The organism is Mesoterricola sp. JemC181, from assembly GCF_055384585.1.
Map to the genome: position 1 here is coordinate 4186133 of NZ_AP045076.1, position 17058 is coordinate 4203190.

General features: G+C 68.3%; 17 protein-coding genes. 14 read left to right on the forward strand and 3 right to left on the reverse strand.

Annotated features, from left to right (window positions below; genetic code table 11):
- The first annotated feature begins 17 nt into the window (after positions 1–17).
- From ACZ5MC_RS18360 to ACZ5MC_RS18370, 3 genes are read left to right on the forward strand one after another with little or no spacing between them, the layout of a single operon-like run.
- Positions 18–263, forward strand: coding sequence for a FeoA family protein (locus tag ACZ5MC_RS18360; protein WP_306601934.1), 246 nt, complete (start codon positions 18–20; stop codon positions 261–263).
- A gap of 1 nt (position 264) precedes the next feature.
- Positions 265–2424, forward strand: coding sequence for a ferrous iron transport protein B (gene feoB, locus ACZ5MC_RS18365; RefSeq protein WP_464516452.1), 2160 nt, complete (start codon positions 265–267; stop codon positions 2422–2424).
- 7 nt (positions 2425–2431) lie between these two features.
- Positions 2432–2611, forward strand: a complete 180-nt coding sequence (locus ACZ5MC_RS18370) for a hypothetical protein (RefSeq protein ID WP_464516453.1) — start codon at positions 2432–2434, stop codon at positions 2609–2611.
- Between the two features lies 1 nt (position 2612).
- On the opposite strand, the gene ACZ5MC_RS18375 is transcribed toward ACZ5MC_RS18370, so the two are convergent.
- Positions 2613–3443, reverse strand: a complete 831-nt coding sequence (locus tag ACZ5MC_RS18375) for a GspE/PulE/PilB domain-containing protein (protein ID WP_464516454.1) — start codon at positions 3441–3443, stop codon at positions 2613–2615.
- Between the two features lie 112 nt (positions 3444–3555).
- Between ACZ5MC_RS18375 and ACZ5MC_RS18380 the strand changes: the two genes are divergently transcribed.
- The 8 genes from ACZ5MC_RS18380 to ACZ5MC_RS18415 all read left to right on the forward strand — a co-directional run bounded on the left by ACZ5MC_RS18380 (position 3556) and on the right by ACZ5MC_RS18415 (position 11901).
- A complete protein-coding gene (locus ACZ5MC_RS18380) occupies positions 3556–4158 on the forward strand; it encodes a hypothetical protein (RefSeq protein WP_306601937.1) in 603 nt (200 codons plus the stop codon).
- On the forward strand, positions 4155–5030 hold the full coding sequence (locus ACZ5MC_RS18385; RefSeq protein ID WP_464516455.1) for a TIGR02757 family protein: 876 nt from the start codon (positions 4155–4157) through the stop codon (positions 5028–5030). The genes ACZ5MC_RS18380 and ACZ5MC_RS18385 overlap by 4 nt, the downstream gene beginning before the upstream one ends.
- A gap of 71 nt (positions 5031–5101) precedes the next feature.
- A complete protein-coding gene (locus ACZ5MC_RS18390) occupies positions 5102–6289 on the forward strand; it encodes an acetate/propionate family kinase (protein WP_306601939.1) in 1188 nt (395 codons plus the stop codon).
- Between the two features lie 170 nt (positions 6290–6459).
- The gene (locus ACZ5MC_RS18395; protein ID WP_306601940.1) at positions 6460–7674 is read left to right on the forward strand and encodes an efflux RND transporter periplasmic adaptor subunit; all 1215 of its coding nucleotides are present in this window, start codon (positions 6460–6462) and stop codon (positions 7672–7674) included.
- 280 nt (positions 7675–7954) lie between these two features.
- Complete coding sequence (locus tag ACZ5MC_RS18400; RefSeq protein WP_306601941.1) at positions 7955–8638, forward strand: ABC transporter ATP-binding protein; 684 nt, start codon at positions 7955–7957, stop codon at positions 8636–8638.
- Positions 8635–9885: an ABC transporter permease gene (locus ACZ5MC_RS18405; RefSeq protein WP_306601942.1), complete on the forward strand. Its 1251-nt coding sequence runs from the start codon at positions 8635–8637 to the stop codon at positions 9883–9885. Before ACZ5MC_RS18400 ends, ACZ5MC_RS18405 begins: the two co-directional genes overlap by 4 nt.
- Positions 9878–11146 (forward strand): ABC transporter permease, encoded by a 1269-nt coding sequence (locus tag ACZ5MC_RS18410; RefSeq protein WP_306601943.1) that lies wholly within the window; start codon positions 9878–9880, stop codon positions 11144–11146. Before ACZ5MC_RS18405 ends, ACZ5MC_RS18410 begins: the two co-directional genes overlap by 8 nt.
- A gap of 209 nt (positions 11147–11355) precedes the next feature.
- On the forward strand, positions 11356–11901 hold the full coding sequence (locus tag ACZ5MC_RS18415; RefSeq protein ID WP_464516456.1) for an OsmC family protein: 546 nt from the start codon (positions 11356–11358) through the stop codon (positions 11899–11901).
- 155 nt (positions 11902–12056) lie between these two features.
- Here ACZ5MC_RS18415 and ACZ5MC_RS18420 read toward each other — a convergent pair whose 3' ends face one another.
- The gene (locus tag ACZ5MC_RS18420) at positions 12057–13094 is read right to left on the reverse strand and encodes an alpha/beta fold hydrolase (RefSeq protein WP_464516457.1); all 1038 of its coding nucleotides are present in this window, start codon (positions 13092–13094) and stop codon (positions 12057–12059) included.
- Positions 13095–13096: 2 nt separating this feature from the next.
- Between ACZ5MC_RS18420 and ACZ5MC_RS18425 the strand changes: the two genes are divergently transcribed.
- The 3 genes from ACZ5MC_RS18425 to ACZ5MC_RS18435 all read left to right on the forward strand — a co-directional run bounded on the left by ACZ5MC_RS18425 (position 13097) and on the right by ACZ5MC_RS18435 (position 14859).
- The gene (locus ACZ5MC_RS18425) at positions 13097–14152 is read left to right on the forward strand and encodes a tartrate dehydrogenase (RefSeq protein ID WP_306601946.1); all 1056 of its coding nucleotides are present in this window, start codon (positions 13097–13099) and stop codon (positions 14150–14152) included.
- A gap of 117 nt (positions 14153–14269) precedes the next feature.
- The gene (locus ACZ5MC_RS18430) at positions 14270–14683 is read left to right on the forward strand and encodes a hypothetical protein (RefSeq protein WP_306601947.1); all 414 of its coding nucleotides are present in this window, start codon (positions 14270–14272) and stop codon (positions 14681–14683) included.
- Positions 14683–14859, forward strand: a complete 177-nt coding sequence (locus tag ACZ5MC_RS18435; RefSeq protein WP_306601948.1) for a hypothetical protein — start codon at positions 14683–14685, stop codon at positions 14857–14859. The genes ACZ5MC_RS18430 and ACZ5MC_RS18435 overlap by 1 nt, the downstream gene beginning before the upstream one ends.
- A 1-nt stretch (position 14860) precedes the next feature.
- Here the strand turns inward: ACZ5MC_RS18435 and ACZ5MC_RS18440 are convergent, their stop codons facing one another.
- Complete coding sequence (locus ACZ5MC_RS18440; protein WP_464516458.1) at positions 14861–17041, reverse strand: hypothetical protein; 2181 nt, start codon at positions 17039–17041, stop codon at positions 14861–14863.
- Positions 17042–17058: the final 17 nt, after the last annotated feature.

Here is a 17058-nt window from a genome sequence, read left to right on the forward strand (position 1 = left end):
CGAACGGAGTTGAGATCATGTCTCATGTGCAAGCCAGAACCCTCAGCGACCTCCAACCGGGCGCCGAGGCAGTCGTAACCGAAATATTGGCGACGGGGAAAATCCGCCACCGTCTCCTGGAGATGGGGTTCGTCCGCGGCGCGCGGATCAAGGTGGAGAAACTCGCCCCCATGGGGGACCCCATGGAACTTGTGATCAAGGGTTACCACCTGTCTCTGAGGCGGGAAGAGGGTCAGTGCATCCTCGTGTCCGAGGAGACCTGAAATGACGACCCTGGCGCTTGCCGGCAACCCCAACTGCGGTAAAACGACCATCTTCAACGCCCTCACCGGCTCCCGGCACCATGTGGGCAACTGGCCCGGGGTCACGGTCGAGCGCCGCAGCGGCACCTTCGAGACGCCCCAGGGTCCTGTTGAGGTCGTGGACCTGCCCGGCACCTATTCGCTTTCCGCCCGCAGCGAGGACGAGCGGATCGCCGCCCTTTTCGTGGCCGACCCCAGCGTCGACGTCATCGTCAACGTGCTGGACGCCTCCAACCTGGAGCGCAACTTCTACCTCACCACCCAGCTCCTGGAGCTGGACCGGCCCATGGTCTTCGTCCTGAACATGATGGACGACGCCGAGGAGAAGGGCCTGAGGATCGACCTGCCCGCCCTGGAGAGGCTCCTGGGCGGCCCCGTGGTGCCCACCGTGGGCAACCGCGAGGAGGGCATCCAGAGCCTCAAGGACGCCATCCTGAAGGTGGCCGGCGCGTCCCTGGGCAAGCTGGCCTCCGTGAACTACGGCCCGGACATGGAGGGGGAGCTCCAGAAGATCCGCCAGGAGATCCTGCGGGACGAGGAGCTGGCCCAGTCCCAGCCGCCCCGCCGCCTCGCGCTGCAGCTGCTGGAAGGCATGCCCCACGCCCTGGAGCTGGTGGAGCGCAGCCACGCCCGCAAGGCCATCGGCGCGCAGGTCAAGGCCAGCCTCGCGTTCCTCGAGCCGCACCTGGGCGCCGACGGCTCCACCCTGCTGGCCGAGGGGCGCTACGGCTTCGTCCACGGCCTCGTGGAGGAGGTGGTCGAGCGCACCGACCGCAAGCACGCCGACATCACCGGCCGCCTGGATTCCCTGCTCACCCACCGGTACCTGGGCATCCCCATCTTCATCGCCATCATGATCGGGGTGTACACCCTCACGTTCGTGGTGGGCAAGTACCCCCAGGACTGGATCGCGGGGGCCTTCGGGTGGCTCCACGGCTACGCCGCGGCCCACCTTCCCGCGGGGGAGCTCTCCAGCCTCCTGGTGGACGGCATCATCCCGGGCGTGGGCGCGGTCATCGTGTTCGTGCCGGTGATCATGCTCCTCATGGGCTGCATCGCCTTCCTCGAGGACACCGGGTACATGGCCCGGGCGGCCTTCATCATGGACCGCCTCATGCACCTCATGGGCCTCCACGGCAAGAGCTTCATCCCCCTCATCATGGGCACCGGCTGCAACGTGCCTGCGGTGCAGGCCACGCGCACCATCGAGGCCCGGGAGGACCGGTTCATCACGATCCTGGTGGCGCCGCTCATCTCCTGCTCGGCCCGGCTCCAGATCTACATCGTCATCGCCGGCACCTTCTTCAGGCCCGTGCAGGCGGCCTTCGCCATCCTGGCCATGCACTTCCTGGGCTTCTTCCTGGCCATGGCCATGGGCAAGCTCCTGCGCCTGTCGCTCTTCCGGGGCGAGAACGCCCCGTTCGTCATGGAGCTGCCCCCCTACCGCCTCCCGGTGCTCAAGAGCACGATGATCCACATGTGGGAGAAGGGGAGCGTCTTCCTGAACCGGGCTGGCACGGTGATCCTGGCGGGCTCCACCCTGGTGTGGTTCCTCTCGCACTATCCGGGCATCGCCAACACCTCCTGGAGCGCCGAACTGCAGACCCAGCATGCGGCCGTTCGGGCCCTGAACCTCCCCGAGGCCGACCGGGACACCCGGCTGGCCGCCCTGGACCGGGCCCACGAGAGCCGCGTGGTGAACTCCAGCCTCGCCGCCCGGTTCGGCAAGGTCCTGGAACCCACCCTGGCCCCCATCCTCGATCCCTACCACACCCGCCCCGAGGCCTGGAAGGACACCGTGGCGCTGACCGCCGGCTTCGTCGCCAAGGAGATCGTCGTGAGCACCATGGCCGTCATCCACCAGGCCCAGGCCGGGGAGGGCGACGAGGCCAGCGCCCTCCAGGAGGCCCTCAAGCAGCGCTCCGGCCTCACGCCCCTGACGGCGCTGGCCTTCATGGTCTTCACGCTCATCTACACCCCCTGCCTGGGCACGGTGGGCATGATCATGAAGGAGACCCGCAGCTTCCTGTGGGCCGGCTTCACCATCGTCTACGGCTCCGGACTTGCCTGGCTCATGGCCTGGCTGACGGTCGTGGGCGGCCACCTGCTGGGCTACGTGTGAGGATGAAATGACGCTTCAGCACTGGATCATGCTCGCCCTCACGACCCTCGCCGGCGCCTACATGGCCCGCGGCCTGTTCAAGTCCGCTTGCGGGTCCGGGTGCGGAGCGTGCAAGTCGAAGGAGTGCCCCGCCAAGAAACTCGAGGCCATCCGCGCGAAGCTGGAGAATTCGCACTCGGAGGTGTGACTCACAGCTGCTGGCTGCTGCTCCCATCGGGAAGCTCGCCCGCTTCAACGAGGTTGGCGATGTAGCGCTGCAGTTCGTCGGCGCCCAGGATGCCCCGGCGCTGCAGAAGGCGGATGAGGCCGAGCAGGAGGGCGCGGGAGGGGATGCGGTCGATGGGCTGGATCTGCTCGCCCATGGCCGAGCGGGCATGGATGATCTGGCTCGGGAGGTCGGCGGGCTGCTCGGGTTCGGGGTCGACGAAGAATTCGAAAGGCCCCGCCGGGGTCGGCTCGGCCTTGAAGGGGAGACCGTCGAAGAAGGGGTCGCGGGGAAAGGCCGCAGGCGGCAGCTTGATGGTCGGCAGCGAGGACGGCAGTTCGAAGTTCACCGGAAGGCTCTCGTCCACCGGGGTGCGGTTCACTTCGACGGTCACGCCCAGGGGCCCGGATTCCAGCTTGCGGTACTGGTCCGCGATGGCCAGGCGCAGGGCGGAGTGGGAGGCCACCATGGGCTCGATGTTGAGGCCGGAGGCGAAGCGCGCGCTGTCCACCGCGTTCAGGTCCGAGGGATCCGCCATGGCCAGGACCAGGGACTTGGGCTCCTTGAAGGCCACGGGGAGGATCGTCATCTGCTCGGCCAGCCGGCGCGGGATCCGCTCGAGGACCGAGGGGAGGACGTCCAGGTGCTTCACGTCCAGGCGGGGCACCCCCGTCTGCTGGGCCAGGAAGTCCATGAGGGAGTCATCGCTGATCATGCCCATGGCCACCAGGTTGCTGCCCATCCGCCCCCCCGCGGCCTTCTGGTACCGGAGCGCCTCCTGCTGCTGGGCCGGCGTGATCAGACCGGCATCCACGAGCATTTCACCCAATTTCTTGGTCTCGGAGTGCATTTGGGTTGGACCTTTCCAGGTTACTATCCCAGAAGTTTAATCACAGTATGGCTCCGTTGCCCAGAAAGTTGTGAACATGGAAAAACAAGCGGAACTCCTCATCCGGGCCGCGCTTCATGACATGGCCAATGTCCTCGCGGGCATCCAGGGGATCCTGGAGCTGACGGATCCCGAGCGGCCCCTGGGGATCCGGGACAAGGACCGGCTGGACGCCGTCGTGGAGGAGGGCATGGCCACCCTGGCTCGGGCCCGCCATCTGGCCATGGGCACACTGCCGGAAGCCGGCCTCCAGGAGGGGCCCGACTGGCGCGCCCAGCTGCTGGACGAGCTCAAGCCCATGAGCCTCCTGTTCAAGTGCGAGTTCGTGCTGACGTTCGAGGACCGGGGCGGGCCCGACCGGTGGCCGGGCGCCATGCTCCGTTCCTACCTGCGGGCTGCCGCGCGCCAGGCGCTGCCCTACGTGCGGGGCCACCTCCTCGAGATCCGGTGCGCCTCGGAACCCAACCGGTGGTGCATTCGCATGGACCCGGTGAGCCTCCTGCCCGAGGGGCTGACCGCCCAGAATCCGGACCGGCCGGGCGACATCAGCGCCCGCTGGGCCCTGGCCCTGGGACACACCCTGGGCATCACCCTGACCTGCGATGATGGAGGCCTGATGCTGCAGGCCCCCAGACCTTGAAAAGACCCGCCAAACCCGCGAAGACCCCCGACGACCCGCTGAAGCTCCGGCTGGACGCACTCCATGACCGCTACCTCGGGGAAGCCTCCCTTGCCCTGGATCCCCTGGTGATCCCGCGGAGCTTCGCGTCCGGGGGGGACCAGGAACTGGCCGCCTTCGTCGCCGCGCACCTGGCCTACGGCAGGGTCGCTCCCATGCTCGCGGCCATCGAGGCGGTCCTGGCGCCCCTCGGGGACCATCCGGCGGCCAGGGCCGCGGAGCCCGGCGCCCTGGACCATCTGCGGGCCGCCCTGAAGGGCTGGGCCTGGCGCTTCCACACCGGGGAGGACATGGCCCAGTGGATCCTCGCCTGGGTGCGCCTGTCCCGCGAGTCCGGGGGCCGGGGCCTGGAGCCCCACCTCGTCCCCCGGGAGGGCGCCACCGCGGACCAGCGGCTTTCCGCGCTGGTGCTGCGCCTGCGCCGGGAGCTCCCCGAAACGCCGGGACTGAGATTCAATCTGCCCGATCCGCTCCGGGGCGCGGCCTGCAAGCGGTGGCGCATGTTCCTGCGCTGGATGGTCCGGGACGAGTGGCCCGACCTGGGCCTCTGGCGCGACTACCCGAGGAGGGACCTGGTGGTGCCCCTGGATACGCATGTGGCGCGGATCTCGGGCTTCATCGGCATCGGCCGCCGCAAGACCCCCGACGGGAAGCTGGCCCGGGAGATCACCGAGGCGCTTCGCGCCATGTGCCCGGAGGATCCCCTCCGGTACGACTTCCCCATGGCCCACCTGGGCATCCTCGGGGACTGCCCCGGGGTGCGGCGCCTGCCGGGGTGCGCCGCGTGCCCCCTGGTGGACCTGTGCAGGGCGGGTGATCTTGCTCAAAAGTGACCCGGGGGATGCAGATCAGGCCTCCGTTCGGTTTAGACTAAGGAGAATCGAATTAACGATAGGAGTATCTTGTGTTGATCCTCGTCCTGAATGCCGGCTCGTCCTCGCTGAAATTCAATCTTGTCGACATGGAGGAGGAGAAGACCCTGGCGGAGGGCATCGCCGAGCGCATCGGCATCTCCGAAGGCTTCATCCGCTGGACCATCCAGGGCGAGAAGGGCCGCCTCGAGCTCGACATGGCCAACCACAAGAAGGCCCTCTCCGCGATCATGGAGCAGCTCAAGCACACCGTGCTGGGCGAGGACCGGGACGTGGACGCCGTCGGCCACCGCGTGGCCCACGGGGGCCCCAACTTCGGGGACTCCGAAGTGATCACCCCCGCGGTGCTCAAGGAGATCGAGGAGCTGGCCTTCTACGCCCCCCTGCACAACCCGGCCTCGGCCTCGGGCATCCGCACCGCCCAGGAACTCTTCCCCGGCGTGCCCCAGGTGGCGGTCTTCGACACGTCCTTCCATCACAGCATGCCCGAATACGCCTACACCTACGGCCTGCCCTACGAGCTCTGCCAGCGCCTGGGGCTGCGCCGCTACGGGTTCCACGGCACCAGCCACCGCTACGTGGCCGAGCGCACCGCCAACCTCATCGGCAGGCCCCTGGACGCCACCAAGATCGTCACCTGCCACCTGGGCAACGGCTCCAGCATCACCGCCGTGCACAACGGGCACAGCGTGGACACCTCCATGGGCCTCACGCCCCTGGAAGGCGTGATCATGGGCACCCGCAGCGGCAACCTGGACCCGGGCGTCCTCACCACGCTCATGGAGCAGGAGAAGCTCGACGGCCCCGCCCTGTCCGCCCTGCTCAACAAGAAGTCCGGCCTGCTGGGCATCTCCGGCGTCTCCTCGGACTGCCGCGAGGTGGAGGAGGCCATGGACAAGAACAAGCGCGCAAAGCTGGCCCACGAGGTGCTGTGCTACGGCGTCCTGAAGTACGTGGGCGGCTACGCCGCCGCCATGAACGGGGTGGACGCCATCTGCTTCACCGCCGGCATCGGCGAGAACTCCCCCGGCCTGCGCAGCTGGATCTGCAAGCGCCTGGGCTTCCTCGGCGTGGCCATTGACGAGGAGATCAACGCGACCCGCAGCAAGGCGGACCGGTTCATCTCCACCCCCGATTCCAAGGTGGCGGTGGTGGTCGTGCCGACGAATGAGGAACTAATGATCGCCCGGGAAGCCAAGCGGCTGACCTCCGGGAAATAGCACCCGCTCGGTCGTACTTCCGCCGCCGGGGACCGTTCCCCGGTCAGGCGGGAGCGTTGGCCGATCCAGCCCCCGTGGCCGCCGAATGGGCGGTTCCCCGCCCCCTAAACGGGGGGAAACTTGGGACGTAGTCAATTCAGTTCCAGGTTCATGGACATGCGGGAGAGGTTATGAAGAAGCGCTGGTGGATCGTTGGCGTGGCGGGCTTCCTGGTCGTGGGCGGATTGCTCGTGGCGGCCAAGAGCACCCACAAGCCCAAAGGGAACCAGGAGACGCCGTTCCGGCTGGGCAAGGTCCAGGCCGAGGACCTCCAGGTCAGCGTGCGGGAAGTGGGCGTGGTGGATCCCTTCGTGAAGGTGGACATCAAGTCCACGGTCAGCGGCCGGGTCCTCTCCTACAAGGTGCGCGAGGGCGACATGGTCACCGCAGGCGAAGTGCTGGCGGAGGTCGAGCCCGACGTGAACCAGGCCCAGACCCTCTCCGACGTGCAGGGCAGCGTTTCCTCGGCCAAGGTGGCCTTCATGAACGCGGATAAGGACTTCAAGCAGCAGGAGGCGCTCTTCAAGGAGGGCCTCGTGTCCGAGCAGGCCTTCCGTTCCTCCAGGACGGCCCGGGACATGGCCTCCGAGACCCTCAAGTCCGCCCAGACCCGCTACCAGATCGTCGAGGACCGGGGCATCCCCATCGCCGGCAACGCCTCCACCCAGCACGCCAAGGTCATCAGCCCCATGAGCGGCATGGTCATCAAGAAGGGCGTGGAACTGGGCGACACCATCATGTCGGGCGTGAACAGCTTCAACGCCGGCACCGTGGTCTACACCGTGGCCGACCTGAAGTCGCTGATCATCAAGGTCAACGTCAACGAGGTGGACGTGGCCAAGGTGCAGGTGGGCCAGCCCGTGCGCATCACCCTGGACGCCTTCCCCCAGCGGACCTTCAACGGCCGCGTGCGCTTCGTGTCCCCCGCCGCCGAGCTGGTGGACAAGATCAAGGTCTTCAAGGTGGAGATCAAGCTGGACGAGCTCAGCGACGCCTACCGCACCGGCATGAGCGCCAACGTCGAGATCCTGGGCGAGAAGCGCGACAAGGCCGTGAGCGTGCCCCTGGAGGCCCTGCAGCGCCGGGACGGGGGGACCGTGGTGTTCCGCCTGAAGAAGGACCTCGATCCCCAGAAGATGGCGGCCGCCAAGGAAGGCCTCTCCGGCCGCTCCAAGTTCGTGTGGCTCTCGGACCACTGGCGCGACTACTTCGACGTGGTCCCCGTGAAGGCCGGCATCGCCACCCTGGAGCGGGTGGAGATCATCTCGGGCCTGAACAAGGACGAGCAGGTGTGCCTCGAGGACCCCACCCGCAAGAAGGTGGAAAAGGACGAAGACAACTTCTAGGGTCTGTTCGGAATGTAGGAGGCCCCGCGATGGTGGCACCGGCCATGGCAAGACAAGGCCCGCGAGGAGGGCGATTCGGGAAATCGTTCGACGAGCGGAACGCAGGATTGCCGTGGCCGATGCCACCACCCGAAGGGCGGCGTCTGGAGGCCCGCTTATCGTGTGCAAGTCCCTTGAAAATATGCCCTATATTTCCCGCGGGCCTTGCGCCCGATCATCGGGCCTCCAGACGCCGTCGCGGGGCCTTCTACATTCCGAACAGACCCTAGCTGGAGCCACCATGCCGCTCGTCATCGAAACGCGGGAGATCACCAAGGTCTTCGGCGCCAACGGCACCGCTGTCCACGCCCTGCGCGGCGTCGACCTCCAGGTGGAAGCCGGCGAATTCATCGCCCTCATCGGCCCCAGCGGTTCCGGAAAGTCCACCCTCATGGCCATCCTGGGCTGCCTGGACCGCCCCACCGGAGGCAGCTACGAGCTGGACGGCCACCCCGTCCAGGGCCTCTCGGGCGGCGACCTGGCCCGCATCCGCAACACCAAGATCGGTTTCGTGTTCCAGGCCTACAACCTGCTGCCCAAGGCCTCGGTGGTGCGCAACGTGGAACTGCCCATGCTCTACGCCGGGGTGGGGCGCAAGGAGCGCCGGGCCCGGGCCATGGAGATGCTGGACCGCGTGGGCATCGCCGAGAAGGCCATGAAGCTCCCCGGCGAACTCTCCGGAGGCCAGAAGCAGCGCGTGTCCATCGCCAGGTCCCTGGCCAACCGCCCCACCATCCTCCTCGCCGACGAGCCCACCGGGGCCCTGGATTCCCACACCGGCGCCGAGATCCTCGACCTGTTCAAGGAGCTCAACCGCCAGGGCAACACCGTCATCCTCGTCACCCACGACCTGGGCATCGCGGCCATGGCCCAGCGCAAGGTGGAGATCCGCGACGGCCTCATCGCCACGGGCGAACCCCAATGAGCGGCTCGGGCGCCTTTCGCGAACGGCTCCTGGAATCCTGGGTGGAGATCCGGGAGAACCTCGGCCGCTCCATCCTCCAGGCCCTGGGCGTGATCCTGGGCGTGGCCTCGGTGCTGGGGGGCTTCTCCATCTCCGACAGCCAGCGGGCCCAGAGCGACCGGCTCTTCGTGAAGCTGGGGGGCCTGGACAAGCTCAACGTCCAGCCCAACGCCATCGTCAAGGACGGCCAGGCCACGGCGCTCCAGACCGCCAACCGCGGCCTGCGCAACGACGACGCCGTGAACGGCTCGGACCTGGACACCAAGGCCGTGGCCGGCGTGAGCGTGCGCAAGAACGCCAGGGCCCGCACGAAGAGCGCCTACGCCGACCAGGACCGCCAGCTCACGGGCATCGGCGCCGACTTCATTCCCATGGAGGGCTACGCCGTGGCCACCGGGCGCTCCTTCAGCGCCACGGACCTGGACCAGGGCGAGGCCGTGGCCATCCTCGGCGCGGAAGCCGCCCAGACCTACTTCCCCGCGGGCGACGCCCTGGGGCAGGTGCTCACCATCGGCGGCATCCCCGTGACGGTGATCGGCACGTTCCAGGAGCGGGTGTTCCGCTTCCGGGAGGGCCAGGGCAACATCTTCCGCTGGCGCAACCGCATCATCGCCCTGCCCTCGGCCTTCGTGCAGAAGCGCATGCAGGGCGACCAGTACCGCCGCACGGACCGGGTCACCTTCCGGCTCCCCGAGGTCAACGCCATCCAGGGCTTCGCCAAGGGCCTCACCGCCTTCCTCAAGGCCAGCCACCGCCAGCAGGAGGACTTCCGCCTGGACGACGTGGCCGCGCGCATGGCCAAGCGGCGCAGCCAGGGCGACGTCTACAACATCATCTTCCTGCTCTCGGGCGTCCTGGCCCTGCTGGGCGGAGGCATCGTGAACGTGAACATCCAGATGGCCTCCCTCAAGGAACGCGTGCGCGAAGTGGGCGTCAAGATGGCCATCGGCGCCTCGGGCCGGGAGGTGTTCAAGGGCTTCATGACCGAGGCCCTGCTCCTCACGCTGCTGGGCGCCTTCCTGGGCCTCTCCGCCGGCGTGCTCTTCTCCTGGACCATCTGCCTGAGCCTGGGCGTGCCGCTCTACATGCGGGCCTCGAGCTTCGTGTGGGCCTTCCTGCTGGCGGCCGTCTTCGGCTTCGCCTTCGCCCTGTATCCCGCGTGGAAGGCCAGCCGCCTCTCCCCCATGGAGGCCCTCCGCTATGAGTGAAATGACGACTCCCGTGGCCGCGCGGGGCATCGGGCACCAGGCCGCGCTGGCCTGGGAGGTGGTGGTCAGCGGCCTGACCGAGCTGTGGGCCCACAAGATGCGGTCCATCCTGACCCTCACGCTCCTCATGCTGGGCGTCTTCGCCCTGGTGGTGATGACCTCCGTGCTGGACGGCATCCTGGACAAGATCGGCACGGGCTTTTCCGGCATGAGCTGGGACGGAACCCTCGTCGTGGCCCCCAAGACCGCCGAGACCTCGGACGAGCAGAAGCGCTTCGCCATGAGCCCCGGCCTGCGAATGGAGGACGTGCCCCGCCTCACCGCGCCCTACGACAAGGTCATGGCGTTCATGCCCCGGGCCGTGAAGCAGACCAGTGTGCGCGTGGCCAGCGGCAACGAGCGGATCATGGTCGCGGGCAACGTCCCCGACTACATCCCCGTCATGAACCGCAGGATCGCCTCCGGGCGCGGCCTCACCGAGGACGACCAGAAGCGCCGCTCCACCGTGGCCGTGCTGGGCGCAAGCCTGGCCTCCAAGTTCCTGGGCGGGGCGGACCCGGTGGGCAAGGACATCATGGTCGACGGCATCCCCTTCCGGGTGGTGGGCGTCCTGGCCCCCCTGATGATCTTCAACGAGGACTCCTGGGTGGACGCCAACGGCATGCTCATCCCCCTGGAAGCCTACATGGACCGCCTGGACCCCACCCACAAGCTGAGCCAGCTGGGCGTCAAGCTCAAGGCCAAGCGGGACGCCAAGGACGTCACCGCCCTGGTCCTGGGCCGGGCCAAGCAGGCCCACCACGGGATCGAGGACGTGGAGATCCTGGACCTGGACGCCGAGGCCGCGCGCAGCTGGCAGAACTTCCTGCAGCAGATGCGGGGCTGGACCATCGTCCTCATGAGCCTGGCGGGCACCGTGCTCCTGGTGGGCGGCGTGGGGGTGCTCTCGGTGATGCTCATCTCCTTCTCGGACCGCCGCTACGAGATCGGCCTGCGCAAGGCCCTGGGCGCCTCGGACCAGGAGATCTTCGTGCAGTTCCTCCTGGAAGCGGCCGTCCTGGCAGCCCTCGGCGCCCTGACAGGCACCCTGGCGGGCGGGGCCCTGTGCAAGGCCCTCTCGAGCAATTTCCCCTACGGTCTCGTGGTGAATATGTATGGCCTCCTCATGGCCTGGGGCGTGGCGTTGGCGCTCTCCCTGGTGTTCGGCATGTATCCCGCATTCAGGGCCATGCGACTCAGCCCCATGGAAGCCATGCGTTAATCATTCAAGCCGGGAACCGCCTCCCCCTGCGACCTTGACTCAACCCAGGTTTGACCTACCTTAGCCTCGGTTTACCAGCGAGGGCACGAACGTGGGCACCTACCCTGTTCAGCCGCTCTCCACCGACCGGCACGTCCACCTCAGAGACTGGGGCGGCCAGGGTGTGCCTCAACGGAAAAGGCCGCCCCCGAGGAGGCGAAATGAGCACGATGCAAGCTACTCATAACGGCGTGTCCACGGAAGAGCTCACGGCCCTCATGGACAAGGTCAAGGCCACGCCCGCCATGGGCAAACTGATGTTCCGGTCCCGCTCCAAGTGGATCAACGGCGCCCACTCCCAGAGCACCTTCGATTCCCACTACGCCCTGGGCAAGGAGCACAAGCGGAACACCCCGGTCTTCCTGGAGGCCGACGAGCCCGCCACCCTGCTGGGGACCGACGTGGCCCCCAACGCCGGCGAGGCGGCCCTGCACGCCCTGACCAGCTGCCTGAACGTCACCTACGCCTACAACGCGGCGGCCATGGGCATCGATATCCACAGCCTGAGCTTCGACGTGGAGACGGATACCGACCTCCGGGGGTTCATGGAGCTGGACAAGAAGATCCGGCCGGGACTTTCACAGATAAGGGTCAAGGTGAACCTGGCCTGCAACGGCACGCCCCAGCAGGTGAAGGAGCTCCATGAGGCCGTGATCCGGACGTCGCCGCTGTACGACACCTTCAAGAATCCGGTCGATATAAAAATGAAATACTAGGCTCGTCTCGGCGAGCCTCGGTCCTTCGGCCGCCTCGGCGATGCATTCTGTTTCAAAACCGTGCGGCGCATCAAACCTTTGCGCCGCATGAGTAAAGAAAAGAAAGGCATCGCCGAGGTGGCCGAGGGACTGAGGCTCGCCGAGGAGAGAAAGGGCTAGTGGGCGAGTCCCTTCAGCAGTTCCCTGTGGAAGGCGTCGGGGTCCTGGAACTGGGGGGCGTGGCCCAGGCCGGGGAACTCGACCAGCCTGGCGCCGGGGATCGCCTTGGCGGCGCGGCGGCCCAGTTCGGGGTAGTTGCCCAGGCGGGCGGCCACGGCGGGGGGGGCGGCGTCCTTGGCGATGACGGTGATGTCCTTCTGGCCGATGAGCAGGAGGGTGGGGACCCTCAGCTTCCCGAATTCGTACACCACGGGCTGGGTGAAGATCATGTCGTAGATGAGGGCGGAGTTCCACGCCACCAGCTCCCTGCCGGGGCCCCGGAAGAGGCCCGCCAGCATGCCCACGGGGACCTCGAACTCGGGGCGCCACTGGCCGGCGTAGTAGGTGGCCTGCTCGTAGGCGCGGATGCGCTGGGCGGTGACGCCGAGCTCCCGCTGGTACCACTGGTCCACGGAAAGGGACGGGACGCCCTCGGCCTTCCAGTCCTCCAGGCCGATGGGGTTCACCAGCACCAGCTGCTCCACCTGGGCGGGGAACATCAGGGCGTAGCGCACGGCCAGCATGCCGCCGGTGGAGTGGGCCACCAGGACGGCCTTCGGGATGCCGAGGGAGGCCAGGAGGGCGCGGGTGTTCCGGGCCAGCTCCTGGAAGGTGTACTGGAAGTGGGCGGGCTTGGTGGACTTCCCGAATCCGATCTGGTCGGGGGCCACGACCCGGTAGCCGGCCTTGGCGAGCACCCGGATGGTGGCCTCCCAGGTGCCGGCGGTGAAGTTCTTGCCGTGGAGGAGGACGACGGTGCGGCCGTTGGGGACCTCGGGGGCCACGTCCAGGTAGGCCATGCGCAGGGGCGTGCCCTGGCTGGTGAAGGCGAAGCGGTGGACGGGGAAGGCGTATTCGAAGCCCTCCAGCTCGGGTCCGTACACGGGTTCCGGCGGCGCGGAGGCGAAGGTGAAGGCGGCAATCAGGCACAGCAGGGACGCCCGCAATGGGATCATACTGGTTCCTCCCACGCCTAACTTCACCCTGGAGGCCATCCATGTCCACTACTTTACGCATCGCGTCCATCCCCGGCGACGGCATCGGCAAGGAGGTCATGATCGAAGGCATCCGCGTCCTGGACGCGGCCGCCTCCAGGTTCGGCTTCAGGATGGACTGGAAGCACTTCGACTGGTCCTGCGAGTACTACGCCAAGCACGGCGCCATGATGCCCGCCGACGGCATCGACCAGCTGCGGCCCTTCGATTCCGTGTTCCTGGGCGCCGTGGGCTTCCCGGGCGTGCCCGACCACGTCTCGCTGTGGGGGCTGCTCATCCCCATCCGCCGGGAGTTCGACCAGTACGCCAACATCCGCCCCGTGTACCTCATGCCCGGCGTGAAGTCCCCCCTGGCCGGGCGCGAGCCCGGGAGCATCGACATGATGATCGTCCGGGAGAACACCGAGGGCGAGTACGGCACCAAGGGCCACTTCGAGAACAAGGGCACCGAGGACGAGCTCGTCGTCGGCGAGGCCACCTTCACCCGCAAGGGCGTGGACCGCATCCTGAAGTACGCCTTCGAGCAGGCCATGACGCGCGGCAAGCACGTCACCTCGGCCACCAAGAGCAACGGCCTGGCCATCACCATGCCCTACTGGGACGAGCGCTTCGCCCTCATGGCCAAGAACTACCCCGAGGTGCGCGTCGACCAGTACCACATCGACATCCTCACGGCCCAGTTCGTGAAGAACCCCGACTGGTTCGACGTGGTGGTGGGCTCCAACCTCTTCGGCGACATCCTGTCGGACCTGGCCCCGGCCTGCGCGGGCACCATCGCCATCGCCCCCTCGGCCAACCTGAACCCCGAGCGCGTCCACCCCTCCATGTTCGAGCCCGTCCACGGCTCGGCCCCCGACATCGCCGGCAGGGGCATCGCCAACCCCGTGGGCCAGATCTGGGCCGGGTCCATGATGCTCGACCACCTGGGCCAGCCCGCGGCGGGCGCCGCGATCATGCGGGCCATCGAGAAGGTGCTGGCGGAAGGCCCCCGGACCCCCGACCTGGGCGGCAAGGCCACCACCGTGGACATGGGCAAGGCCATCGCCGACGCGCTCTAGACTAGGGAATTTCCGGAATTCGCGGCCAGGACCTTAATTGGTCTTGGCCGTTGTTGGGTACGGGGGTAGGCTTGAGGACTGGGCCTGGCTTAGGTCCTTTGGGAGTCGTGTCGACACATGAGCAAGCAGCGCGGCCTTGGAAGCCTGGCGGACCTCGCCAAGATCCTGGAAGAAGCCTCTGATCCTGGTTCCGATCATCGGGAGGACAAGAGGGAGTTGAAACCCAAACCCACCGCCACGCGGAAGGGGGGCGGAGTCAAGCAGGTCCGCGCCCTGGACCCGAAGCGGAAGCTCTGGTACGAAAAGCGCCTCCGGGAGCAGGCCGAAGCGGCCACGGAGAACGCCGCCGAGAGCCCCAAGGGACCCGAGCGCGTTCACACCCCCGGCATCACCCGGGCGGCCGCCACGCGGGTGGGGGGCAGCCTCCTGGAGAGCCTGGCCAACGCCGCCAAGGACGCCAAGGCCAAGAACGAGGGCGGGAAGAACCGCGCCGAAGCCTGGCGACGCAAGCCGGGCGATCCGATCTTCTAGTGGCCAAGCCCGCGATCTCCCCGGACATCCTCGCCGCCATCCGCAAGGCCAAGGAAGCCCCCGCCGCCGCGCCCAAGGCGGAGGCCAAGCCCAAGAGCTCCCTCACGGAGCGGGAGAGCATCCGCCCGGCGCGCACGTCCATCGCACACCAGAACGGCGGCAACAAGGGGAAGTGACCTAGCGGGCCATTATGTCCCGGTAGGTCGTTTCCACGTCGCGGGCCTGGTCCGGCCGCCCGATCAGGCGCAGGGTTTCGACCAGGGGCGCGACCAGCGCCGGGCCCAGGGCCTCCCAGTCCTTGCGTTGCTCTTCCACGTAGGTAGTCGTCGTGTTCCTGCGCTGCGCGAGGCGGGCCCGCCAGGCCGCGTCCAGCCACCGGGCCAGCTCGGGGTAGTTGCGGTCCCGGCGCAGCTCCTCGGTGACGGCCCGGAGCACCTCCAGGGACAGGCCCCCCATCCACCGCTCCCGGCTGGTCCAGAGGGTCAGGGTCCCGGAAAAGGCCACCACCGAGGGGCGTTCGGGATGGAAGCGGGCCCAGGCCAGCCAGGCCTTCCACACGGCCTGCTGGTTCGGCCAGCTGCGGAGCAGGGACTCCAGACGGGGCAGGACCTGCTGGGCGGACCACTGCCACAGGGCCGGATCGGGCTTCCAGGGGGCGTCGGGGCCGAAATCCAGGGGGTAGTCCTGGAAGCCCATTTCCGCCGGCGGGAAGGCCGCCCGTGCATCCTCCGCCAGGACCCGCTCCAGCCGGGGTTCGGGCATGCGCGCCTTCAGCAGGGCCAGGCGGGCCCGGCGGGCGCCCAGGTGGGTGGGGTGGCGCTCCAGGATCCGATCCAGGCGCTGGAGTTTGGAGGGGCGCTCCCGCTCCAGGATCCCGGCCAGCAGGCCGGGTTCCGGGCATTGGGTGCCCGAAGCCACGGATTCCTCGCCCAGGAGCAGCACCCAGCGGGGCTCCGGGCCCCAGCCCATCCGGACCCGGAGGGCATCGGCCTCCGCGGGGGCCAGGGTGGTCCAGGCCAGCTCGGCCCGGGACCAGGGGAGGAGGGCCTCGGAACCGCGAACGGCCTCCCAGTCCTTGAGCCAGGCGGGGGCGCCCAGCAGGGCGAGGCGCGGGGCCGGCGGCAGGGGCGGCATGGGGGGACGGGGGCGGACGGGTTCCTTCATCGCCTCCTTGAAGAGGGTCTGGTTCACCACTTTCTCGCCTACGAAGAAGTCGAGGGAGGTCCTGGTGATCTGGCCGTCCCAGGACCGCGCGTCGGCGATGGCCTCCCGGGCTTCCCGGGTCCGGCCCAGCTCCAGGAGGGGCCGGACCTTCATGGCGGCGACCAGGGCCTTGGCCGTGCAACGGGACTCCCAGTCGGCGGAGGAGCGCACCTCCCCCTCCCTCACGAGGGCCGGATTATCCAGGAAGGCGAGGATTCCCTCCCAGTCCCCCGCCGCTTCCCGGGCGGCCAGGCAGGCCCGAAGAAGGGTCAGGGGCGGCAGGTCCAGGTCCGGGAGCGCCACCCGGTCCGGCAGGTCCCGCAGGGGCCGCCCCGCGGCGGTGCGGAAACTGGCTAGGCGCCCCTCGAGCGAATGTTCCACCTCGCTCCGGGCGAAGGCCTCCTCAAGGTCGGCCGCGAGCCGGGAACACACGTCCCGAATGCGGGGGGATTCCTGGGCCCCTGCGATCACCAGAAGGATCGACGCGTCGAACTCGCTTCTCCACCAGTCCGCCACGGACTTCGCCCCCTCCAGGGCCGCCGCCAGTTCACTGAAGATCTGGTCCGCCTGGCGCTCCCGCGCCTCCGGGTCCGGCTCCGTGAGGGCCAGGGCTCCGACCACGTCCAGCACCGTCTCCGCGCCCCGGACCGCCTTGCCCTGGCGCGCAAGGCTGTTCATGTGGAGCATGGCGATGCGCAGGCAGCGGAAGACTTCCTCCGCCCAGGCCTCGCCGTTCTCCGGATGCTCCTTGAGGAAGGCCCGGCGCGCCTCCCAGCGGGGCACGAAGCCCTTGTCCCGGAGGACGGCCAGGGCGCGGGTCCCGTAGAGCGCGCCGGTGCCGGCATCCAGTTCGGCACCCCGGTCGTCCACCAGGATCCAGCCGATCCCGTTCCCCCAGCCGTGGGCCTTCCAGAGCTTCGCCGCCGTCTGGGGTCCCAGAACAGTGCGGTGCAACTGGCCCTCGATGCGGAGCCGCAGCGCATCCTCGTCCCACTGGGCCACGAAGGCGCTGTTGTCCTCCGCGCGGATGAGGAGGGCGAAGTCCCCGGGCCGGACGTTCTTGAGGGCGCCTTCCAGGGTGTCCTGGGCGTGGACGGGCAACAGGAAGCTGACGAGGGCCATCGCGGCGTAACGGCTGGTGGGGGGCATAACCAAGTCTAATTCATGCGGAC